The following is a 22,257-nucleotide window of genomic DNA, read 5'->3' on the forward strand; positions in this document are numbered from 1 at the left end:
ATGAACTACCTCGAAATCACAGGCACCCTGATCGGGCTGATTTATCTCTGGCTGGAATACCGTGCCAGCATTTACCTTTGGATAGCGGGCATCATCATGCCTGCCATCTACATCTTCGTCTACTACCGGGCGGGACTGTATGCCGACTTCGGAATCAACATCTACTATCTGCTGGCGGCCGTTTACGGATGGATTGTCTGGATGCGGGGTGCCGGCCGGGAGTCGAAAGCCGAACTCCCCATCACACATACTCCGCTGAAAAGGTATCTTCCGCTGACCGCGGTATTCTTAGCAGCCTTCCTCGGCATTGCCTGGATACTGATCCGGTTCACGGACAGCAACGTACCCTGGCTCGATTCGTTTACCACGGCACTGAGCATCATCGGCATGTGGATGCTGGCGCGCAAATACGTAGAACAATGGTGGGCATGGATACTGGTCGACGTGGTATGCTGCGGACTCTACATCTACAAAGAGCTTTATTTCACATCCGCCCTTTACGGACTTTACTCAATAATTGCTATCTTTGGCTACTTTAAATGGAAACAAATGATGCACTATGAAAGTAAATGATATCGATATGGATGCCGTGATACTGGGCAACGGCGAATATCCAACCCACTCCATGCCCGAAACCATGCTGATCATGGCTCCCTATGTGGTATGCTGTGACGGATCGGCCGATGAACACATCCGCCGGGGATTCATCCCGAATGCCATCATCGGTGACGGGGACTCCCTCTCGGCGGAGAATAAAGACCGTTTCAGGGAAATATTCCATCAGATAGACGACCAGGAGACGAACGATCAGACCAAAGCGGTCCATTTCCTGCTGGACCAAGGCAAGAAGGTGATCATCCTTGTAGGTGCAACCGGCAAACGGGAAGACCATACATTGGGAAACATCAGCCTGCTGGTGGATTATATGAAGGTGGGAGCACAGGTGACGATGCTGACCGATCATGGCATGTTCGTCCCCGCATCGGGACGGAACACTTTCAAATCACGCCCCGGACAACAGGTCTCTGTCTTTAACTTCGGTGCCACCGGACTCAGAGGAGAGGGATTGGTATACCCGCTCAGCGACTTCGACAACTGGTGGCAAGGGACACTGAACGAGGCGACAGGTGACGAATTCACGATCCATGCGGAGGGAGACTACCTGGTTTATCTGAATTACTGAGAGGTTTCTCCTTCGTTTCCGCCACCTCGACCAGATAGACACTGATGCATATCATGCCGATGGCAATGGTCTGCGCCCAGCTGAAGCGGTCCTGCCCGACCAACAGGGAAACGATGGTGGCCACCATCAGAATCAGATAACCATAAATGGCAACTACGGTAGTCTTCAGATATTTCAGTCCTATGGGCACCAGCAGATAACTGACGACCGTAGGGAAAATTAGGACGAACAGGAGAACAGACAACGGAAACCAATGCACCGGTCCGGAAAATACCGGTGCGTGAAAACCGGTGATGGCAGAGACCAGAATGCTCGAAAAGGCCGCTCCGGCAAAGGTATACTTCAGCACCGTAAACATCCCGACCGATTTCAGGATACGGTTGCTCGCCACCAGATAGATGGCATAGGCAATCGAACTCAACAGGCACAGCACGTTCCCCGTCAGGGCGTCCGAAGCCAAGTCGTCACTCTTTTGTGCCAGGATACAGAGGATGGCCCCGCCGAGTCCGAGGGAGATGCCGGCAACCTTCAGGACGCTGATTTTCTCTTTGAAGAAGACGACGGCGATGACAAACACCCAAATGGGCTGGAGACTGGTGAAAATGGAACTGGAGACGGGGGTCGTCTTACTCAGCCCCACCAGATAGAGAAACATAAAACCGTAAATGCCCAACGCACCAAGGAGGAAAAGGTAGATCTTTTCTTTGCGGGTAGAAGTCTCGGGCTTGACAAACATTCCGATGATCCAGAAAGCAACGGCGGCAAACACGCACCGGAGGGCCACTCCCGAAAGAGGGCTGACCCACACGGGAAGCAGGTATTTCAACGCATTCATATTCAATCCGCTAAAGGTTTTGGACACCACCATGCTCAGATTGGCCTCCACTTTTTTATTCTTCATCATACACGAGGGGTTAGGTTTTATTGGGGTACAACAAAAGAGGCGGCGGAAAGTTCGGGAAAAGGAGGGCGATAAAGCCTGGAGCGGGAAGCGGATTCCAGTTATTTAGTTTTACACAAGAACCGACTTTCACCCGCATGTGGAACGAAAAAAAACCGCGTGCGCGCGGAAGCGAATCCGGGGGAAAAGCCGGCGGCGGGGGAAAAAGCATATTTCACCACCGAAGGCACAGAGCGGCACAGAGTATTCACGTCAATAATCCATGACATAAATCGTCTGCGTCACCCTGTGCCCTCATGTGTCACCCTGTGCCCTTAGGGGTGAGTTTCTACCTGCCCAGCAGGTAGCTCTTGAAATCGGCAAACTCCTTCGTCATCGGCAAGCTTTGCTTCTCACCTTTCATAAATGCCCGGAGCTTGGCAGGTATCTCGACCTCAGTACCGATGATGGCCTCAACCGTCTGCAAGAATTTTGCCGGATGGGCCGTCTCCAGGAAAACACCTGTCTCACCCGGCTGCAAGCCCTCTTCCAAGGCACGGAAGCCGCATGCACCGTGGGGATCGAGCAGATAGCCGGTCTCCTGCCATACGGTTTTCACAGTCTCACGGATCTGCCCGTCGGTATACGTCGCACCGGAAATCTCGGCTGCGACAGCCGCATGCGAGTCACCATACAGATCGAGTACACGGGCAAAGTTACTCGGGTCGCCCACATCCATCGCATTGGCAATGGTAGCAACCGACGGACAAGGATTGTACTGCCCCGTCTGCAAGTATTGATAGAAAATGTCATTCCTGTTATTGGCAGCGATAAAACGCCGGATGGGCAACCCCATCTTCTTACCGAACAAGCCTGCCGTAATGTTTCCGAAGTTTCCGCTCGGCACGCAGATGACGGCATTCGCTGCCCGTCCCGCCCGTTTCAACTGTGCGTAAGCGTAGAAGTAATAGAAAGCCTGCGGCAGGAAACGGGCCACATTGATGGAGTTGGCCGAAGTCAGCAACAACCGCTCGTTCAGTTCACTATCCATAAAGGCCGCTTTCACCAGCGCCTGACAGTCGTCGAAAGTGCCGTCCACTTCGAGTGCCGTGATGTTCTGCCCCAGCGTAGTGAACTGTTTTTCTTGTATCTCACTCACCTTTCCCTTCGGATAGAGCACATACACATGGATGCCTTCCACTCCCAGAAAGCCATTGGCCACGGCACTGCCCGTATCTCCGGAGGTAGCCACCAGCACATTCACCTGCTTCCTGCCTTCCTTGCGGATAAAGTAGCTCAGCAAACGGGCCATAAACCGTCCGCCCACATCCTTAAAGGCAAGCGTGGGACCGTGGAAAAGCTCCAGTGAGTAGATGTTGTCCTTAACCTGTACCAGCGGAACATCAAAGTTCAATGTGTCATAAACGATCTCTTTCAATATTTCCGTCGGGACATCTTCGCCAAAAAAGGCATCCGCCACCCGATATGCGATCTCCTGAAAAGAAAGGCTGTCTATCTCGTCGTAAAACTCCTGCGGCAAATGCCGGATGGTCATGGGCATAAATAAGCCCTTATCGGAAGCAAGCCCTTTTACCACTGCTTCTTCAAGTGAAGCAAGCGGTGCCTGCTTGTTTGTGCTATAATATTTCATAGATACTTTTGTTATGGTTTTGAACTCACCACAGAGGACACAGAGAATATCTTTCTCTTAAATACACTGAAAAGCAAGAGATTAAAACTCTGTGTCCTCAGTGTCCTCTGTGGTGAACCGTATTCGCTAATGATTCATAAACTCTTTAATAAACTCATCCTCCTTCATCAGTCCGTAGCTGCCCTCCACTGCTGCCATTTCATCGAAAGTCTGCACACTGTCCGGTTCGATGCCCGGATACCAGATGAAAAACGGTACCGGTTCATTAGTATGCGTGCGCAGCTCGCAAGGAGTGGGATGGTCGGGCAATACGGCGATGGCCACCGGTTCGTCCCAATCCTTCACCGCCTCGTAGACAGGGCCTACGGCACGGCTGTCCAGGTTCTCGATGGTCCGCAACTTCAGTGCCACGTCACCTTCGTGACCGGCTTCGTCACTGGCTTCGATGTGCAGATAGACAAAGTCATCCGTCCTCAAGGCTTCCAATGCGGCGGCTACCTTATTCTCATAGTTGGTGTCGTACAGTCCCGTCGCCCCTTCCACCGCGATGCGGCGCAGTCCGGCATAATATCCGATACCGTTGATCAGATCGACAGCCGAGATTACGGCTCCCCTCTTCACTTGCGGAAATGTATCGGACAGACGTTCCATCTGCGGACGATAACCCGGACTCCACGGCCAGATACTGTTGGCAGGGTCCTTGCCTTCGGCCATCCGCTTCAGGTTCAGCGGATGATCCTTCAGCAGTTCCTGCGACTTCAGGATCAGTTCGTTGAGCAAGCCGGCTGTCTCTTCGGCCTCCGGCACCAGCGGTTTCACCATCAGCGGACGGAAAGGCTTTAAAGGCACATCGTGCGGCGGAGTGCAGTCCAGCTGCTTGTTCCCCCCTTTCACCACCAGCAAATGGCGGTATTGCACACCGGTATGAAACCGCACCCGGTCGTCACCTAACTTCTCCTGAAGATATTGAATCAACACATCCGCCTCTTCCGTGGTGATATGCCCGGCCGAATGGTTCTTCAGGATATCCCCTTCCGTACAAATCAGGTTGCAACGCATCGCCATCTCGCCCGGCTGCAGATCTACACCGATACTGGCGGCCTCGAGCGGCCCGCGCCCCTCGTATACCTGCGGAAGATTGTATCCCAAAACCGACATGTTGGCTACTTCACTTCCCGGATGAAACCCGTCGGCTACGGTCACCAACCGTCCGACCCGTCCCATGCGGGCCAGTTTATCCATATAAGGCGTTTTTGCATATTGCAGGAGCGTCTTGCCTCCCAACGATTTCACAGGCCAGTCGGCCATTCCATCGCCTAACAGGATGATGTGTTTCATAAGCTTCTTTTTATACGTTTGCAATACTCATGATGTCGGCAAACACACCGGCGGCTGTCACTCCGGCACCCGCACCGTATCCCTGAATCATCATCGGGTATTCCTTATAGCGCTCGGTAGTCAGCAGGATGATGTTGTTGCTGCCCTCCAGTCCGTAGAAAGGATGGTTGCGGTCCACTTCCTGCAAGCCTACGGATGCCTTACCGTTTTCCAGCTTGGCAACGAAACGCCAATGTTTATTCTCGCTTTCGAGCACCTTGCGACGGGCTTCGAAGTCAGCATCCAGACTGGGTACCTTCTTCCAGAAGTCTTCCAGCGAACCTTCGAAAAAGTCGTTCGGCACAAACAGGTTCTTTTCAACCTCTTCCTGCTCCAGCTTATATCCGGCTTCGCGGGCCAAGATCACCAGCTTACGGATCACATCCTTGCCACTAAGGTCGATACGCGGATCAGGTTCGGAGTAGCGTTCCTCCTGCGCCATCTTGATGGTACGGCTGAAAGGCACATCGGCACTGATCTTATTGAAGATATAGTTCAGTGTGCCCGAAAGGACGGCTTCGATTTTCAGGATCTTGTCACCGCTATGTATCAAGTCATTGATGGTATTGATAATCGGAAGTCCGGCACCCACGTTGGTTTCAAACAGATATTTCACACCACGCTGACGGGCTATCAGCTTCAGTTCGCGGTAATTCTCGTAAGCCGACGAAGCAGCGATCTTATTGGCCGCCACCACAGAGATGTTGTGTTGCAGGAAGTCCTTATACAAAGATGCAATGTCCGGACTGGCCGTACAATCCACAAATACTGAGTTGAATATGTTCATGCCGATAATCTCTTCGCGGATAGTGTCCAGCGAACTGTCGGTTCCTTTCTCTTTCAACTCCTCACGATAGTTGCCCAAGTCGAATCCGGCACGGCTGAACATCGCTTTCGTCGCATCGATGATACCCACCACATGCAGTTTCAGCCCATTCTCCATCATCAGTTTCTTCTGTTGCTGGCGTATCTGTTCGACAAGGCTTCCACCCACCGTACCCACACCGCAGATAAAGAGGTTGAGCACCTGGTATTCCGAGAGGAAGAAAGAGTCGTGGATCACGTTCAGCGATTTACGCAGTGATTTTGAATCGACCACAAACGATATATTGGTTTCGGACGCTCCCTGCGCACAGGCAATCACGTTGATACCATTCCGTCCCAGCGTGCCGAACAGCTTTCCGGCAATACCCGGTGTATGTTTCATATTCTCACCTACGATAGCCACGGTAGCCAGGTTCTTTTCTGCCTGGATAGGCGAGATCTCACCCATCTCGATCTCTTTGGCAAACTCTTCGTTCAGCACCTCACAAGCCAGATCGGCATCGGCATTACGCACGCCGATAGAGGTACTGTTCTCTGAGGAAGCCTGCGAAACGAGGAACACACTGATGCCGTTCTTTGCCAACGCCTTAAAGATGCGGTAGTTTACACCGATCACCCCCACCATACCCAAACCTTGCACCGTAATCAGGCTCGTGTCGTTGATAGACGAAATACCTTTGATGGCCTTGCTCTTCGTATGGTCTACATTCTGCTTGATCACCGTTCCCTGCCCATCCGGATTGAATGTGTTTTTAATCAGAATCGGTATATTCTTGTGACACACCGGATAGATGGTAGGCGGATAAACCACTTTTGCACCGAAGTTACAGAGCTCCGTCGCTTCAACATAGGTCAGCTCACTGATGGTGTAGGCCGTACTGATCACCCGCGGATCGGCAGTCATAAAGCCATCCACATCTGTCCATATCTCCAAGCTATCGGCACCGAGGGCTGCGGCAATAACGGCGGCAGTATAGTCGGAGCCACCGCGTCCCAGATTGGTCACGTCTCCCGAAACCTTATCAGAAGAAATAAATCCCGGTACGAGTGATACCTGTGGAATCTCTTTGAAAGCCTCCCGCACCAACCGATTGGTCAGTTCCGTATCCAGTGTATGCTTATTGTGTTTCTTTTCTGTCTTGATAAAAGTGCGTGAATCGAACCACACAGCCCCCTGAATCAGCCGCGACGCAATCAGTGAAGACAGGCGTTCACCATAGCTGACAATGGTATCGGATGTTTTCGGGGAAAGGTCTTTAATCAGATAAATGCCCTGAAAAATATCTTTCAGTTCATCAAGCAATTCATTCACCTGATAGTGCAACAAAGTTTGAGTTTCTCCGGCAGGAATCACTCCCTTTACCATTTCTTCGTGACGGCGTACTATTTCCCGATATGCCCCTTCGTAAGCTGCATCGCCGGTGGCGGCCATTCGGGAAGTACTAATCAACTGGTCAGTGATCCCGCCCAATGCGGACACTACAACAATTACCGGCTCACCGGCAGACTCTACGATTTTCTTTACGCTTAAAATGCTGTTCACGGAACCTACGGACGTTCCGCCGAATTTCATTACTTTCATGCAGATACTTATTTAATGGAATGCTTTGTACGCTCCTTAAGGCATACAAAACCACTTTTGTTGATACAAATAATAAAATATAAAATTGAGTTTTGCTTACTTCCTGTAAGCGTGAATCACGTAGATACACATCATACTATATATTAACCCCTAAGGGTCATCCCCATTGTCCCCTGTGTCCCGATCATCAGGATACACATCGATGTGACTGTATGTGGATAGTAATGCATCATTGTCTCTGTTTCTACTTTTGATTTTGATAAGATGTTGCAAAAATAAGAATAATTTCATTCAATCTATCACTTTTTGCGATTATTTTGCGATAAAAGTATAGTTTTTACCAGAAAACAGATACTTACCGGACAAAGTACGCCTGCAAATGCTTCAGATGAATGCCGGAAGGCAGAAGTACCGATTTGTCTAAATGATATTCATAAAGGCTCAGAATCTGTTTTTCCGAACGAATGCCAAGGGAGCTTGCAAAAAATGCAGCCATACCGTTTAGCCAGTTATCTGTTTGATTGTCATATCCGGAAAATTCCGTCAAAAACAAAGCAGATTATCCTTTATAGTATCATTCAATACAATTGAAAGGCTAAACAGATTCTTTATGCTACTCCAAATCTGCCTTCTCCATCAAACCAACCAGCCGAAAAGACGCTGGAATCGGTATGAACGGAACCTCTATTCAATAGAAACGAAGCCTCTGCCGGCAGGAAGTTGACACTCTACTTGCACGAAGTTAACATTGTGCCGTCACGAAGTTAACATCCTGCCGCTATGAAGTTAGCATCTTACCGCAACGAAGTTAATAACCTGAAGCCCTAAAACCGAATAAACTAACGACGGAAATGCGGAATATGCAGTTATTTGGGAATATTTATTCAAGTTCCATTTCCGGAATGCAATCTTATCGCACAAAGCTTGTCAGCGAAGCTGGCCAATAGGCGACATTGAGTCAGCAATCCGTTCATTTCGCTGACAATCGGCCAGATGCTTTATCCAAAAGAATAACGGCTTCCCGGCATTCAAAAGTCAAAAGCTATATTCTGTTTGGCAGAAAAAGACGAAATGCGTAACTTTGAGACCTATTTATCAAGAGATCAATGGCAAAAGAGAAAACCGTTTATGTATGCAGTAACTGCGGACAGGAATCACCCAAATGGGTGGGCAAGTGTCCTTCGTGTGGCGAGTGGAATACTTATGTAGAAGAAATCGTACGCAAGGAGGTTCCGAATAAACGTCCGGTATCGGGCATCGAATCGCCTAAAGCCAAACCTGTCACCCTGAACGAGATCGAAGCGGACGAGGAACCCCGCATCGACATGCACGACGAGGAGTTGAACCGGGTACTGGGCGGCGGACTGGTGCCGGGATCACTGGTGCTGATCGGTGGCGAACCGGGTATCGGAAAATCGACTCTGGTACTTCAAACCGTGCTCCACATGCCCGAACGCAGGATACTCTACATCTCCGGAGAAGAGAGTGCAAGGCAACTGAAGCTCCGCGCAGACCGACTGACACAAACGTCGAGCGACTGCCTGATTGTGTGCGAAACGTCGTTGGAGCAGATCTATGTGCACATTAAGAATACACGTCCGGACCTGGTAATCATCGACTCCATACAGACCATATCCACCGAAAGCATCGAGTCTTCGCCGGGAAGTATCGCGCAAGTGCGGGAGTGCTCGGCCTCCATTCTCCGTTTTGCCAAAGAGACGCATACTCCGGTATTACTGATCGGGCATATCAACAAAGAAGGCAGCATTGCCGGTCCGAAGGTACTGGAACACATCGTAGACACCGTGCTCCAGTTTGAGGGGGACCAGCATTATATGTACCGTATCCTGCGCAGCATCAAGAACCGCTTTGGCAGTACGGCCGAACTGGGTATTTACGAGATGCGGCAAGACGGGCTTCGCCAGGTCAGCAACCCGTCGGAGCTGTTGCTGTCGCAAGATCACGAAGGCATGAGCGGGGTAGCCATCGCATCTGCCATCGAAGGAGTCAGGCCGTTCCTGATAGAAACACAGGCACTTGTCAGTTCTGCCGTTTACGGCAATCCGCAACGTTCGGCAACCGGATTCGATATCCGCCGCATGAACATGCTGCTGGCTGTGCTTGAGAAACGTGTCGGCTTCAAGTTAGCACAGAAAGATGTCTTTCTAAATATTGCCGGGGGGCTGAAGGTGAACGACCCTGCCATCGACCTGGCTGTTATCAGTGCCATCCTTTCATCCAATATGGATGCCGCCATCGAACCGGAAGTCTGTATGGCAGGTGAAATCGGGTTGTCCGGTGAAATCCGTCCGGTGAACCGAATCGAACAACGTATCGGTGAAGCCGAGAAGCTTGGATTCAAACGGTTTATCCTGCCTAAGTATAATATGCAGGGAATCGACATGAAGAAGCTGAAGATAGAACTGGTGCCGGTGAGAAAGGTGGAAGAGGCGTTCCGGGGACTCTTCGGATGAGTTCACCACAGAGGACACAGAGGACACGGAGTTAAAAAATAGAAAGACATAGGAATGGAAGAGATTAATATACTTACCAGCAAGGTTCTGGGATTAGCTTTCGAAGTACATACGCAACTGGGAGCGGGATTATTAGAAAGTACTTATGAGACATGCTTATTCCACGAAATTATCGAAGCTGGCATAAAAGTGGAAAGACAAAAGAAATTGCCTATCATATATAAAGGTAGTAAACTGGATACCGACTATCGGTTGGACTTACTAATTGACGACCGGCTTATTATAGAGCTAAAAAGCGTGGAAGCGCTACTTCCGGTACATTCTGCCCAAATCCTGACTTATATGAAATTGAGTAATATTAAGTACGGACTATTATTAAACTTCAACGTTGCAAGCCTCAAATACGGCATCAAACGTTTCATATTATAAACTAATTAAACTCTGTGACCTCTGCGTCCTCTGTGGTGAACCTATGATACAAGAATACCAACTACGAATCCTCCCTGAAATTGCCGCCAACGAGCAGCAACTCAAGACATACCTTTCTCAGGAGAAAGGGCTGAACCTGCGTGATGTAACCTCTCTCCGCATACTGAAACGGAGCATAGACGCCCGGCAACGCACCATCTTCGTCAACCTGAAAGTGCGGGTATACCTCAATGAAATGCCGACGGATGATGAATACGAACGTACTATATATAATAAGGTGGAAGACAAGCCACAGGTAATTGTTGTGGGCGCCGGACCCGGCGGATTGTTTGCCGCACTGCGACTGATAGAACTGGGGCTGCGTCCCGTCGTCGTAGAGCGTGGCAAAGATGTACGCGAGCGCAAGAAGGACCTGGCACAAATCAGCCGGGAGCACCGGGTAGACCCGGAATCGAACTATAGTTTCGGTGAAGGGGGAGCAGGCGCTTACTCGGACGGGAAACTATATACCCGGAGCAAAAAGCGGGGAAACGTGGACAAGATACTGAACGTATTTTGCCAGCACGGGGCTTCCACCGCCATCCTGGTGGACGCCCATCCGCACATCGGTACGGATAAACTGCCACGGGTGATAGAGAACATGCGTCATACGATTATCGAATGTGGCGGTGAGGTGCACTTCGAAACCCGGATGGACGCACTGATCATCGAGAAGGGGGAGGTGAAAGGCATTGAAACCCAGACGGGCAAGACATTCCTCGGACCTGTCATTCTGGCGACAGGGCACTCGGCACGGGATGTATACCGATGGCTGGCGGCCAACAAGGTGCCCATCGAGGCGAAAGGCATTGCCGTCGGGGTACGCCTGGAACATCCGGCAGGACTGATAGACCAGATCCAATACCACAACCGGAACGGGAGAGGGAAATACCTGCCGGCAGCCGAATACAGTTTCGTCACACAGGTGGAAGGCCGGGGGATATACAGCTTCTGCATGTGTCCGGGAGGATTTATCGTACCTGCCGCCAGCGGGCCGGAGCAGGTGGTGGTCAATGGAATGTCGCCCTCCAACCGTGGCTCCCGGTGGAGCAACTCGGGGATGGTGGTGGAGATACAGCCGGAAGACATCATGAACGACGAACGGTTAACGATGAACGATGAAGCAGAAGGGAGCCATCCCGAACTGGCGGTGCTGCGCTTTCAGGAAGAGCTGGAGCGCCAGTGCTGGCTGCAAGGAGGCAGACGACAGACGGCTCCCGCCCAGCGCATGGCAGACTTCACACGCAGGAAGCTGAGTTACGACTTACCGGAATCGTCGTACAGCCCGGGGCTTATCTCTTCTCCGCTGCACTTCTGGATGCCGGAGTTCATCACCGACCGGCTGTCACAGGGTTTCCAGCAGTTCGGACGCAGCAGCCACGGATTCCTCACCAACGAGGCGGTGATGATAGGCGTAGAGACACGGACTTCATCGCCGGTACGCATCGTGCGGGACAAGGATACATTGCAGCACATCACCCTGCGCGGACTCTTCCCGTGCGGTGAGGGGGCCGGTTATGCGGGGGGCATCGTCTCGGCAGGAATCGATGGAGAACGATGCGCAGAAGCAGTAGCACAATTTATGAATCAATAGGACTTATGATGAATCACCAACCCGAAATAGCCATCGTAGAGGCGAACACCCTCACCAGCCTGGGACTGAAAACAATCCTGGAGAGGATGATCCCCATGGCAGTCATCCGCACGTTTCCCGGTTTCGGCGAACTGATGGACGACACGCCGGACATGTACGCTCATTACTTTATCTCCGCACAGATATATGTGGAGCATAATGCTTTCTTCCTCCCCCGGAAACGGAAAACCATCGTACTGGCGGGAGACAGTCACCAATTCCAGCTTTCGGGCGTCCCGATACTCAACATCTACCAGACGGAAGAGGGGTTGGTGAAGGACATCCTGAAACTCCACCAGCACGCGCACCACGACGGTTATCCGGTGAAGGACATGCCTCCTGCCCCGCCTGCCGCCACCGGACACGAGCTTTCGGCACGCGAGATCGAGGTGCTGGTGCTGATCACCAAAGGGCTGATCAACAAAGAAATCGCCGACAAGCTGAATATCAGCCTGACTACGGTGATCACACACCGGAAGAACATCACCGAGAAGTTGGGCATCAAGTCGGTCTCCGGGCTGACCATCTACGCGGTGATGAACGGATACGTGGAGGCGGACAGGATATAAACCGGGAATTCACCACAGAGGACACAGAGGGCACAGAGGATATTTTGAGTTATCGATTGCGCTGTGGGCGCTGTCCGCCTTGTCCGCTCTGTGTACCCTATATACACTACCCTATATTCACTATATACCTTACTCTGTGCCCTCTGTGTCCTCTGTGGTGAATCAGTGGTGAATCCGATATATCCTAATAAATGAGGATTGCCGTTTAACATTTTTTGCTGCATCTTTGCAAACGAATCAATGAAAAGATACAGTAAATGAAGAAAAACAGCATTCTTATTGCTCTTGCCCTCTTTTCGGCCAGCGGAACATGGGCCGGGGAGCTGCCGAAGGACACACTGAAGGTGATAGACGTAGAAGAAATCGTAGTCATCGCCGCTCCGAAAGAAAACCGCAAACTACGGGAGCTGCCGACCGCAGTCACCATGCTCTCGCAGCAGGATATGCAGGCCAACCAGGTAAATTCCATCAAAAGCCTGACTGCCCTTGTGCCGAATATCTTCATACCGGACTATGGTTCCAGGCTGACTTCCGCCATCTATATCCGCGGAATCGGCTCACGCATCAACACGCCTTCCGTGGGGTTGTATGTGGACAACGTACCTTATATCGACAAATCGGCGTTCGACTTCAACTACGCCGACATCGAACGCATCGACGTGCTGCGCGGCCCTCAGGGGACCCTCTATGGGCGCAACACCATGGGCGGACTGATCAAGGTGCACACCAAATCGCCTTTCAGCTATCAGGGCACCGACCTCCGTCTGGGTGCCGGAAGTTACAACAATTACAACGCTTCGGTGACCCACTACCATCGTGTATCGGATCAATTCGCTTTTTCAACGGGCGGATTCTACGAATACGGCGGCGGATTTTTCAAGAATACCTACCTTAACAAAAGAATAGACAAGAGTCAGGCAGCAGGCGGACGGTTCCGCGGCATTTACCTGCCCGGCGAGAACCTGAAGCTGGACCTGAACATCAGCTACGAGTACAGCCACGAAGGGGGATATCCGTACTTCTACACAGGAAGAGTGGACCCGGCGGAAAGAGAGGACGATCCGCGAAAAGAACGAATCGGCAAGATCTCGTACAACGACGAGAGCACCTACCGCCGCGGGCTGCTGAATGCGGGAGTCAACATAGAGTACCAGGCGCAGAAGTTCATCCTGAGCGCCGTAACCGGATTCCAGAACCTGAACGACCGCATGTTTCTCGACCAGGACTTCACGGAGAAGAACCTGTTCAACCTGATTCAGAAGCAGAAGCTGAACACCCTCTCGGAGGAAGTGATGCTGAAATCGAAACCGGGAAGCAACTGGCAATGGACTACGGGCGCCTTCGGTTTCTATCAGTGGCTGAACACAGACGGACCGGTGATATTTAAAGAAGACGGGGTAAAAGAGGTGATAGAGGGAGGCGCCAACAAGGCCTTCGCCAACTTAGGCCCCAAAGCCCCCCGGATGGCGCTGACGGTGAACAACCCGACACTCCGCGTCAGCGGCAACTTTGACACTCCGATACTGAGCGGAGCGATCTACCACCAGTCTACATTCAACAACCTCTTCACCGAAGGGCTCTCCTTTACCGCCGGCCTGCGCCTGGACTATGAAAAGATATCGATGACGTACAACTCCGTCAGCGACCCGATGGACTTTGATTTCAGCATCAGCATGCCGCCCATGCTGAACCTGAAGGACCAGCACATGAAGGCCCCGGCATCCTTCAAAGGCAAGCTGAAGAACGATTACCTGCAATTGCTCCCCAAATTCGCCCTGCAATATGAATGGCAAAAAGGGAACAGCGTCTATGCCACGGTTTCACGCGGCTATCGTTCGGGAGGATACAACGTGCAGATGTTCTCCGACCTGGTGCAGAGCGAACTGAAGAACTCGATGAAAACCGCCATGATGGAAAGCGACGTGTTCAAGAAATACGCCGGGATGATCGGCCAGATGATGCCGGAAGAGAAGATCGACGTGAAGGCATCGACCACGTATAAGCCCGAATACTCGTGGAACTACGAAGCGGGCGCGCACCTCACCCTGTGGGAAGGCCGTCTCTGGGCCGACCTCGCCGCCTATTATATGGATACGCGCGACCAGCAGATAGCGCAGTTTGCCGAAAGCGGACTGGGACGCATCACCATCAATGCCGGCAAGAGCCGAAGTTATGGCGCCGAAGTCGCCCTGCGCAGCAGCCTGACAGACGCGCTCAGCCTGAACGCTAACTACGGATATACGTATGCCACGTTCACCGATTACGTCGTCCGCCAGAAAACGGAGGACGGCAGCCTGCAAGAAAAAGAAAACTATAACGGCAACTACGTGCCTTTCGTCCCCAAACACACGCTCAACGTGGGCGCGCAATACATCTTCCGCATCGCTCCCCGCCACTGGCTGGACCGGGTACAGGTGAACTTGAACTACAACGGTGTCGGACGGATCTACTGGACGGAGCAGAACAACGTCAGCCAGTCGTTCTACGGAACCCTGAACGGACGTGTCAGCCTGGAGAAGGGAAACGGACAGATCGGATTCTGGGTACGCAACATACTGGATAAGGAATATGCCGCGTTCTATTTCGAATCAATGGGCAACGGATTCATGCAAAAAGGCCGTCCGGTGCACTTCGGGGTAGACGTGCGCTGCCGGTTCTGACGCCGAAGCCTGCGCCTCCGGAAGGACGCCCGAAGGGGGCGGAAACAACGGTGCACCGTTTCCTCAAGAGCGGTGCACCGTTTGTTTAAGAGCGGTGCACCGTTTTTCCGACGACGGTGCACCGTAGTTTTCACTGTTCTCACCACAGAGGAACAGAGGACACAGAGGAGTTTTTCTCTCTCTCTTTTCTCTGTCCTCCACCCTCCAAGGGCGAGCGGAATTAAAACTCTGCGTCCTCTGTGTCCTCTGTGGTGAGAAGATCTTATTCGTTGATCGCCCCGCAATGCGGGCATACCCCCTTCTCCCGGAGTTTCTGCCCACAGTTTCCGCAGCGGTATTTATAGCCGGAATTCCTACGCACCTTCTTCACAAAAAGCCAGATGAAGCAAGCTAAAAACAGGTAACCGATATAAATGTGCGTGGTCAGGATGAAGAAGAAGTAGCAGAAGATGCAGCAAGACATCAGCCCCAGCAAATAGAAAACGGCGGCGGCAGGAGTGAGCTGGCGGAACAAATCGTCGAGCACGGCCAGCGTGACGACAATAAACAACCAGATGCTCAGCAGAAAAACCGAAAGGATGAAAGGCACCTTGAACGGCGAAAGGGTGGGATTAAAGTAGAAATGCTCCCAGGTATCGGGGACAAACACCTGCATCGTCTCGTAAACCGTAGCACTGAACGCCATCAGCAGACAGAGGAAAAGGGGATAGACGCTGTCGATATCATTGAAGTAAACCATCTGCAACTGCTTCTTCATGAAAGCACGGAGCAGGTAGGCCCCGACAAAGAGGGCGAAAATGATGACGAAATACGAAGCGTGAGTATTGCTGAAAAGGTGGATAAACTGCGAAATACTATCGGTGGGCACGAAGGAGCGCACCAGATCACGGTTGCGCACCCACCCCTGGACGTCCTGCGAATGGGCCAGCTTCACCCATACGCTGTCCACGCTGTCCTGCGGATGAATGGAAAACTCTGCCACGACCACCCGGTCACCCTTGTTCAGACTGACATAGGCATCCTTCACCGGAAGATATTCCAACCGGACGGAGTCGTCCAGCACCTCCAGATTCGTGTTCCAAGTATAATGGTACCGGAAAAGATAAGCTAAAGAGTCCTTTGTTTTCTCCCCCAGCCCCTCGGCAGTGAGATCGGGCGGTGAATAATGGCAGGCCGCCAGCAGGAAAAAGCCTATCACAGCATAACACAGACGCGCGCAGAGCCCCTTCATTTTCATAAGGCACTCACTTTCATCTGGCAGTTCCGGCAGTCAAATTCCAGGCGGAAGCGTTTGCCGTCCGTCGATACCAGATAATAAGGTTCACGATACGGAGAGCGTTCCCGTTGATGAACCGGACACCAGCCCATGCTGTAGCGCAGGCAATGTTTGCAGAACATCAGCACCGCCTTCTCCACAGGCGTCTGTTCAAAAGCAGGAGCAATGCTTGCCACGCCATGCCCGGCATAAAAAGAGGCAGCCCGCGCATTCATCACATTTCCCAGATAGGTCAACGTCGTCTGCGGAAAAGCATGAGTCGTAGGCCTAAGCACCGCCAGCTCTCTCCGGTAGTTGATACGGCGGGCGGCAATCAGTTTCTCAATCGCCTGCCGGCGGAAATCGGCCAATACCGAAGCAGGCAGAAACCAGTTCTCCGTGAAGTCGATGTCGACGCGTTCCGCTTCGAAAGGAGTATTCCCCAACTTAGCCAGCTGCGTCTTCAGGTTCTCTTCCTGTAGCGTACGCGCCTGCTCTTTCGCACGCGGCAGCGACAGGGTCACACGGTTATCATCCTCATCCGTCAGCGTCAGGGCGAATCCGAAGGCAGTGTCCGCCAGCCGGATGGCCACGGTCATCTTGCGTTCGGACGACCGGCGGGCGAGTATCTTCTCAAACTCCTGGTCGAAGTTACGGTACAACACCGTTCGGGGCTTGATGCGGGGCATCTCCTGCGGATAGAGCTTATTGCCCTCCACACGGTTGATGCGGAAACCTTGCAGTTTGCCTTGCTCGTCAATGTAGCAAACACCGTCACCGTTATTGAACGACTTCAATCCCGCCACGGTCAGATAATTCCCCCTGGCCTCTTTCATCGTCCCCATCTCCTCTCCCAGCGACTTGGGGGTGTCGAACGAAAAAACATCCCTGGTGCGCCCGTGCAGGAAATAATGCGTAAAACCACGGCTGAAACTCTTGTCCAGCTGAGGCTTGAAAGCGTAACGGCAGCTGCCGGAAGAAGCACGCACATACTCCTTGCGGCGGGCAAGGATGGCATCCAGCTTCTGGCGGTAGGCGGCCGTCACGTTCTTTACATACGAAACGTCCTTCAACCGGCCTTCTATCTTGAAAGAAGAGGCACCGGCATCGAGCAGAGCCTCCAGCTCCTCACTTTGGTTGAGATCCTTGAGTGAAAGAAGATGTTTGTCCTTCGCAATCACCCGGTCGTTCGAATCGACCAGGCTGAACGGCAAACGACAGAACTGGGCACACTCACCCCGGTTGGCGCTACGCCCGAAACAAGCCTGGCTGACGTAGCACTGCCCGCTATAACTTACACAGAGCGCTCCGTGCACAAAGATTTCCAGAGGCACGTCGGGACAAGCCTCATGTATCTTGCCGATCTCCCGCAACGAAAGTTCACGCGCCAACACCACTTGGCGGAAGCCCGCATCGGCCAGAAATCTCACTTTCTCTGCCGTACGGTTATCCATCTGCGTGCTCGCATGCAACGGAATGGGCGGCAGCTCCAGACCGGCGATTCCCATATCCTGCACAATAAGCGCATCCACTCCGACACGGTACAGGGCCCGGATCATCTCCTCCGTCTCCTTCAGTTCTTCATCTTTCAGGATCGTATTGACCGTGACATAAATCCGCACATTATACAAATGGGCATACTCCACCAAAGCGGCTATATCTTCCAATGAATTGACCGCTGCCGCACGGGCACCGAACTTCGGCGCACCGATATATACGGCATCCGCCCCATGATCGATGGCAGCCATGCCGCATTCCAGGTTTTTGGCCGGAGCCAGCAATTCTATCTTACGTTGTTTTATCATCTGATATCTTCAATATTATAAGGAGTCTCCTGATAGACGAAATAGTTCAGCCAGTTGGAGAACAACAGGTTGGCATGTCCGCGCCAACGCACCAGCGGCCCCTTGTCCGGATCATCATCTACATAATAATTGCGAGGAACCTCGATAGGCAGACCTTTCGACACATCCCGGCGGTATTCCGTATCCAGTGTCAACGGCGAATATTCCGAGTGCCCCGTCACAAAGAACTCACGCCCACCGCGAGCCACCACCATATACACTCCCGAATCGTCCGACTCCGAAAGCAATGTCAGTTCAGGCACCTTTAGTATATCTTCTTTCCGCACTTCCGTATGCCGGCTATGGGGAACATAAAATTCATCATCGAACCCGCGGAAGATGGGATGCAACGGAAGCAACGTGCGATGTTTGAAAATGCCGAACATCTTCTTGTCCAGTGCATACTTGGGCACACCGTAATGATGGTACAGACCGGCCTGCGCGGCCCAGCATATATAGAGCGTAGAGGTGACATGGGTACGTGCCCAGTCAAATATCTCCGTTATTTCGTTCCAATAATTCACCTCCTCGAAATCCATCTGCTCTACCGGCGCACCGGTAATGATCATACCGTCGTACTTATCGTCCCTCATCTTGTCGAAGTCGGTATAAAATGTCTTCATGTGTTCTATCGGTGTATTCTTCGAAGTGTGGCTCTTTATCTTCATAAAAGATATCTCCACCTGAAGCGGAGTGTTCGAGAGCAGACGCACCAAGTCTGTTTCTGTCGTAATCTTCAACGGCATCAGGTTGAGGATGACAATGCGTAGCGGGCGGATGTCCTGTTGTGTTGCGCGGGAGTTATCTATCACAAAGATATTCTCCTCTTTCAATAGTTCTATCGCAGGAAGCTTATCGGGTAAATTTAAAGGCATAATTGCATACGTATTTAATAATCAATGCAAAAATAGTGTTTTCCTTATTTAGAAGATATACAAATTAAAACATTTTAATCAAAATCGATACCAACTAATGATTAAAAACTCTATTTTTGTACCTACAAATTAGTACTAATAATTAAAATATCAAACAAAATGGCTTACGTAATTAGTGATGATTGTATTGCTTGCGGAACTTGTATTGACGAGTGTCCGGTTGGCGCTATCTCTGAAGGTGATATTTATTCAATTGATCCTGAACAGTGTACAGACTGTGGTACTTGCGCAGATGTATGTCCTTCTGAAGCAATTCACCCAGCTGAATAATACAATCCCCCAAAACAAGATAAAGGCTGCTTTCCTGATGGAAAGCGGCCTTTATTGATTTTTACCCCTACCCGGCTATTGAAACCGGATACTCTTAAAAATAAAGAAGGATGCATCTTTTCACCGATACATCCTTCTCCTTTATCTGATTGGCAGAGTCTTATTTCAGCTTAGCCAATGCTTCTTTGATGCGACGGATCGCTTCAACTATATTTTCATCGCTGGTGGCATAGCTCATACGGATGCATTCCGGAGCACCGAACGAAGTACCGCCTACGCAAGCTACATGAGCATCCTCAAGCAGATACATCGCCAGATCATCCGAATTCTCAATCTTACGATCCCCAACAGATTTGCCAAAGAAAGAACTGCATTTAGGGAACAGGTAGAAAGCGCCTTCCGGCACATTCACCTCAAATCCCGGAACTTCTTTCGCCAACTTCACAATCAGGTTACGACGACGTTCGAAAGCCTTACGCATCTCTTCCACCGGAGCCTGAGAACCTGTATAAGCAGCCTCAGCAGCCTTCTGAGAAACTGAGCAAGGACCCGAAGTATACTGTCCCTGAAGTTTATTGCAGGCTTTCACAATCCATTCCGGACCGGCAATGAAACCAATTCTCCATCCGGTCATCGCATATGCTTTTGACACACCGTTTACAATCACCGTACGTTCTTTCATCTCGGGGAACTGAGCGATACTCTGGTGTTTTCCGATATAATTGATGTGCTCATAAATCTCGTCGGCAATGACGATAACCTGCGGATACTTAGCCAATACGGCAGCCAGACCGGCCAACTCTTCTTTGCTGTAGACAGAACCGGTCGGATTAGACGGTGAGCAAAGAATCAAAGCTTTGGTCTTCGGAGTGATGGCAGCTTCCAGTTGGGCAGGAGTGATTTTGAAATCCTGTTCGATACCGGCAGTTACAATCACCGGAGTACCTTCGGCCAGTTTCACCATTTCCGGATAGCTTACCCAGTAAGGAGCAGGCACAATCACCTCATCACCCGGATTTACCAACACCATGATGGTGTTACATACAGATTGTTTTGCACCATTTGCACAAGAAATCTGAGCGGCTGTATATTCCAGACCGTTTTCTTTCTTCAGTTTCTCTACGATTGCATTGCGCAAAGCCGGGTAGCCCGGAACCGGAGAGTAACGAGAGAAGTTGTCATCTACCGCTTTCTTGGCAGCTTCTTTGATGTGATCGGGAGTATTGAAGTCGGGTTCTCCCACACTGAGGTTAATTACATCAACACCCTGAGCTTTCAGCTCAGCGCTTTTTTGCGACATAGCAAGAGTCGCCGAAGGCGACAAGCTGTTCAAACGGTCTGATAGTTGGTTCATTTCGTATCTATTTTATTGTTGTTGAGTGAATTTGATTGCAAAATAAACTATAATATTTGATATATGAAAGCAAATAGACAGTTTACTTATTAAAATGAAGCGTATGCCCCATCCGCTCTTTCTTTGTCTTCAGATAACGTACATTATAAGGATTCGGTTTAACCTCTATTCCCACGTTCTCGGTAATCTCTAACCCATAGGCTTCCAGACCGATACGCTTCACCGGATTATTCGTCATCAACTTCATCTTTTTCACTCCGATCTCACGCAGAATCTGCGCACCGACCCCATAATCACGTTCGTCGGCATCAAAACCCAAATGGAGATTGGCATCTACCGTATCATATCCTTCTTCCTGGAGTTTATAAGCGGCAATCTTGTTCATCAAACCAATACCACGACCTTCCTGATTCATATAGACAATTACCCCTTTTCCGGCAGCTTCGATCATCTGCATAGCTTTATGAAGCTGCTCACCACATTCACAACGGCATGAACCGAAAATATCACCAGTCATACACGAAGAGTGCACACGTACCAGAATCGGTTCGTCTTTGTCCCACGTTCCTTTTATTAATGCAATGTGCTCCATCCCGTTCGATTTCTGACGGAAAGGTATCAGACGGAAATGTCCGAACTGCGTAGGCATATCCACTTCCACTCCTCTATCAACAATCGACTCCATCTGAAGACGGTATGCGATCAGGTCTTTGATGGAGATTATTTTCAATCCGAAACGACGGGCCACTTCCACCAATTGGGGCAGACGAGCCATGGTTCCGTCTTCATTGATGATTTCAATCAACGCGGCAGCAGGATACAAACCGGCAAGTTTAGCCAAATCGACACTCGCCTCAGTATGTCCAGCGCGACGAAGGACTCCACGCGAACGGGCACGCAGAGGATTGACATGCCCCGGACGTCCCAAATCGGAAGGTTTTGTCTTCGGATCGGCCAAAGCACGGATAGTCATAGCACGGTCGTGCATGGAAACTCCCGTCGTGCATCCCTCAAGTAAATCGACAGTAACCGTAAAGGGAGTCTCGTAAATTGAAGTATTGGATGACACCTGCATATCCAGTTCCAACTCGGCACAGCGTTCTTCCGTGATAGGAGCACAAAGTACGCCACGGCCATGAGTCAGCATGAAATTCACTTTTTCCGGAGTAATCTTTTCGGCAGCAATAATGAAATCACCTTCGTTTTCACGATCTTCATCATCTACCACAATTACGAAATTACCTTCTTTGAAGTCGGCTATCGCCTCTTCGATGGTATTCAGTCTTATTGGTTCCAT

General features: G+C 51.0%; 18 protein-coding genes. 8 read left to right on the forward strand and 10 right to left on the reverse strand.

Annotation, left to right across the window (positions count from 1 at the left end; all coding sequences use genetic code 11):
- Both pnuC and JZY04_RS16735 read left to right on the forward strand, forming a co-directional pair.
- Entirely contained in the window at positions 1 to 573 is a 573-nt protein-coding gene (gene pnuC / locus JZY04_RS16730; protein ID WP_005823108.1) for a nicotinamide riboside transporter PnuC, read from the forward strand.
- Positions 560 to 1,183 (forward strand): thiamine diphosphokinase, encoded by a 624-nt coding sequence (locus JZY04_RS16735; protein WP_005810634.1) that lies wholly within the window; start codon positions 560 to 562, stop codon positions 1,181 to 1,183. The genes pnuC and JZY04_RS16735 overlap by 14 nt, the downstream gene beginning before the upstream one ends.
- Here the strand turns inward: JZY04_RS16735 and JZY04_RS16740 are convergent.
- From JZY04_RS16740 to JZY04_RS16760, 5 genes are all read right to left on the reverse strand, one after another.
- A complete protein-coding gene (locus JZY04_RS16740) occupies positions 1,137 to 2,084 on the reverse strand; it encodes a DMT family transporter (RefSeq protein ID WP_032531769.1) in 948 nt (315 codons plus the stop codon). The two genes, JZY04_RS16735 and JZY04_RS16740, sit on opposite strands and share 47 nt — an antisense overlap.
- Before the next feature lie 328 nt (positions 2,085 to 2,412).
- Complete coding sequence (gene thrC / locus JZY04_RS16745) at positions 2,413 to 3,714, reverse strand: threonine synthase (protein ID WP_122141498.1); 1,302 nt, start codon at positions 3,712 to 3,714, stop codon at positions 2,413 to 2,415.
- 126 nt (positions 3,715 to 3,840) lie between these two features.
- Complete coding sequence (locus tag JZY04_RS16750; protein ID WP_032531726.1) at positions 3,841 to 5,052, reverse strand: cofactor-independent phosphoglycerate mutase; 1,212 nt, start codon at positions 5,050 to 5,052, stop codon at positions 3,841 to 3,843.
- Positions 5,053 to 5,062: 10 nt separating this feature from the next.
- The gene (gene thrA, locus JZY04_RS16755; RefSeq protein ID WP_005823094.1) at positions 5,063 to 7,498 is read right to left on the reverse strand and encodes a bifunctional aspartate kinase/homoserine dehydrogenase I; all 2,436 of its coding nucleotides are present in this window, start codon (positions 7,496 to 7,498) and stop codon (positions 5,063 to 5,065) included.
- Positions 7,499 to 7,853: 355 nt separating this feature from the next.
- Positions 7,854 to 7,994: a hypothetical protein gene (locus JZY04_RS16760; protein WP_181996227.1), complete on the reverse strand. Its 141-nt coding sequence runs from the start codon at positions 7,992 to 7,994 to the stop codon at positions 7,854 to 7,856.
- Between the two features lie 610 nt (positions 7,995 to 8,604).
- Here JZY04_RS16760 and radA point away from each other — a divergent pair.
- The 5 genes from radA to JZY04_RS16785 all read left to right on the forward strand — a co-directional run bounded on the left by radA (position 8,605) and on the right by JZY04_RS16785 (position 15,302).
- Positions 8,605 to 9,972: a DNA repair protein RadA gene (gene radA / locus JZY04_RS16765; RefSeq protein ID WP_005810649.1), complete on the forward strand. Its 1,368-nt coding sequence runs from the start codon at positions 8,605 to 8,607 to the stop codon at positions 9,970 to 9,972.
- 54 nt (positions 9,973 to 10,026) lie between these two features.
- Complete coding sequence (locus JZY04_RS16770) at positions 10,027 to 10,401, forward strand: GxxExxY protein (RefSeq protein ID WP_005778635.1); 375 nt, start codon at positions 10,027 to 10,029, stop codon at positions 10,399 to 10,401.
- 43 nt (positions 10,402 to 10,444) lie between these two features.
- Entirely contained in the window at positions 10,445 to 12,034 is a 1,590-nt protein-coding gene (locus JZY04_RS16775) for an NAD(P)/FAD-dependent oxidoreductase (protein ID WP_122141496.1), read from the forward strand.
- Positions 12,035 to 12,042: 8 nt separating this feature from the next.
- Positions 12,043 to 12,642 (forward strand): response regulator transcription factor, encoded by a 600-nt coding sequence (locus tag JZY04_RS16780; RefSeq protein WP_032531771.1) that lies wholly within the window; start codon positions 12,043 to 12,045, stop codon positions 12,640 to 12,642.
- 257 nt (positions 12,643 to 12,899) lie between these two features.
- Positions 12,900 to 15,302 (forward strand): TonB-dependent receptor, encoded by a 2,403-nt coding sequence (locus JZY04_RS16785; protein WP_122141495.1) that lies wholly within the window; start codon positions 12,900 to 12,902, stop codon positions 15,300 to 15,302.
- Positions 15,303 to 15,564: 262 nt separating this feature from the next.
- Here JZY04_RS16785 and JZY04_RS16790 read toward each other — a convergent pair whose 3' ends face one another.
- Genes JZY04_RS16790 through metA form a run of 3 tightly spaced genes read right to left on the reverse strand, consistent with a single transcriptional unit; the run spans position 15,565 to position 19,276 of the window.
- Entirely contained in the window at positions 15,565 to 16,539 is a 975-nt protein-coding gene (locus JZY04_RS16790) for a zinc ribbon domain-containing protein (protein ID WP_022011547.1), read from the reverse strand.
- Positions 16,536 to 18,362 carry a U32 family peptidase gene (locus JZY04_RS16795; protein ID WP_122141493.1) on the reverse strand — a complete coding sequence of 609 codons (1,827 nt, stop codon included), beginning with the start codon at positions 18,360 to 18,362 and terminating at the stop codon, positions 16,536 to 16,538. Before JZY04_RS16795 ends, JZY04_RS16790 begins: the two co-directional genes overlap by 4 nt.
- The gene (metA, locus tag JZY04_RS16800; RefSeq protein ID WP_005810659.1) at positions 18,359 to 19,276 is read right to left on the reverse strand and encodes a homoserine O-succinyltransferase; all 918 of its coding nucleotides are present in this window, start codon (positions 19,274 to 19,276) and stop codon (positions 18,359 to 18,361) included. The genes JZY04_RS16795 and metA overlap by 4 nt, the downstream gene beginning before the upstream one ends.
- 159 nt (positions 19,277 to 19,435) lie before the next feature.
- Here metA and JZY04_RS16805 point away from each other — a divergent pair, with 159 nt between their 5' ends.
- The gene (locus tag JZY04_RS16805; protein ID WP_005810660.1) at positions 19,436 to 19,606 is read left to right on the forward strand and encodes a DUF362 domain-containing protein; all 171 of its coding nucleotides are present in this window, start codon (positions 19,436 to 19,438) and stop codon (positions 19,604 to 19,606) included.
- Positions 19,607 to 19,766: 160 nt separating this feature from the next.
- Here the strand turns inward: JZY04_RS16805 and JZY04_RS16810 are convergent, their stop codons facing one another.
- Together JZY04_RS16810 and JZY04_RS16815 are read right to left on the reverse strand one after the other, a co-directional pair.
- A complete protein-coding gene (locus JZY04_RS16810) occupies positions 19,767 to 20,960 on the reverse strand; it encodes a pyridoxal phosphate-dependent aminotransferase (protein ID WP_005823072.1) in 1,194 nt (397 codons plus the stop codon).
- A gap of 82 nt (positions 20,961 to 21,042) precedes the next feature.
- Complete coding sequence (locus tag JZY04_RS16815) at positions 21,043 to 22,257, reverse strand: bifunctional 3,4-dihydroxy-2-butanone-4-phosphate synthase/GTP cyclohydrolase II (protein ID WP_005778652.1); 1,215 nt, start codon at positions 22,255 to 22,257, stop codon at positions 21,043 to 21,045.

It is taken from the genome of Bacteroides sp. 11BF (assembly GCF_019633765.1).
GTDB lineage: Bacteria > Bacteroidota > Bacteroidia > Bacteroidales > Bacteroidaceae > Bacteroides > Bacteroides hominis.

Bases quoted from the DNA above. Each gene is read 5' to 3' on its own strand.
- JZY04_RS16780 (WP_032531771.1), top strand. From the start codon at position 12,043: ATGAATCACCAACCCGAAATAGCCATCGTAGAGGCGAACACCCTCACC.
- JZY04_RS16815 (WP_005778652.1), bottom strand. From the start codon at position 22,257: ATGGAACCAATAAGACTGAATACCATCGAAGAGGCGATAGCCGACTTC.
- JZY04_RS16760 (WP_181996227.1), bottom strand. From the start codon at position 7,994: ATGGCTGCATTTTTTGCAAGCTCCCTTGGCATTCGTTCGGAAAAACAG.
- JZY04_RS16795 (WP_122141493.1), bottom strand. From the start codon at position 18,362: ATGATAAAACAACGTAAGATAGAATTGCTGGCTCCGGCCAAAAACCTG.
- thrC (WP_122141498.1), bottom strand. From the start codon at position 3,714: ATGAAATATTATAGCACAAACAAGCAGGCACCGCTTGCTTCACTTGAA.
- JZY04_RS16770 (WP_005778635.1), top strand. From the start codon at position 10,027: ATGGAAGAGATTAATATACTTACCAGCAAGGTTCTGGGATTAGCTTTC.
- JZY04_RS16750 (WP_032531726.1), bottom strand. From the start codon at position 5,052: ATGAAACACATCATCCTGTTAGGCGATGGAATGGCCGACTGGCCTGTG.
- JZY04_RS16735 (WP_005810634.1), top strand. From the start codon at position 560: ATGAAAGTAAATGATATCGATATGGATGCCGTGATACTGGGCAACGGC.
- pnuC (WP_005823108.1), top strand. From the start codon at position 1: ATGAACTACCTCGAAATCACAGGCACCCTGATCGGGCTGATTTATCTC.
- JZY04_RS16805 (WP_005810660.1), top strand. From the start codon at position 19,436: ATGGCTTACGTAATTAGTGATGATTGTATTGCTTGCGGAACTTGTATT.
- JZY04_RS16785 (WP_122141495.1), top strand. From the start codon at position 12,900: ATGAAGAAAAACAGCATTCTTATTGCTCTTGCCCTCTTTTCGGCCAGC.
- JZY04_RS16790 (WP_022011547.1), bottom strand. From the start codon at position 16,539: ATGAAAATGAAGGGGCTCTGCGCGCGTCTGTGTTATGCTGTGATAGGC.
- radA (WP_005810649.1), top strand. From the start codon at position 8,605: ATGGCAAAAGAGAAAACCGTTTATGTATGCAGTAACTGCGGACAGGAA.
- metA (WP_005810659.1), bottom strand. From the start codon at position 19,276: ATGCCTTTAAATTTACCCGATAAGCTTCCTGCGATAGAACTATTGAAA.
- JZY04_RS16740 (WP_032531769.1), bottom strand. From the start codon at position 2,084: ATGAAGAATAAAAAAGTGGAGGCCAATCTGAGCATGGTGGTGTCCAAA.
- JZY04_RS16810 (WP_005823072.1), bottom strand. From the start codon at position 20,960: ATGAACCAACTATCAGACCGTTTGAACAGCTTGTCGCCTTCGGCGACT.
- thrA (WP_005823094.1), bottom strand. From the start codon at position 7,498: ATGAAAGTAATGAAATTCGGCGGAACGTCCGTAGGTTCCGTGAACAGC.
- JZY04_RS16775 (WP_122141496.1), top strand. From the start codon at position 10,445: ATGATACAAGAATACCAACTACGAATCCTCCCTGAAATTGCCGCCAAC.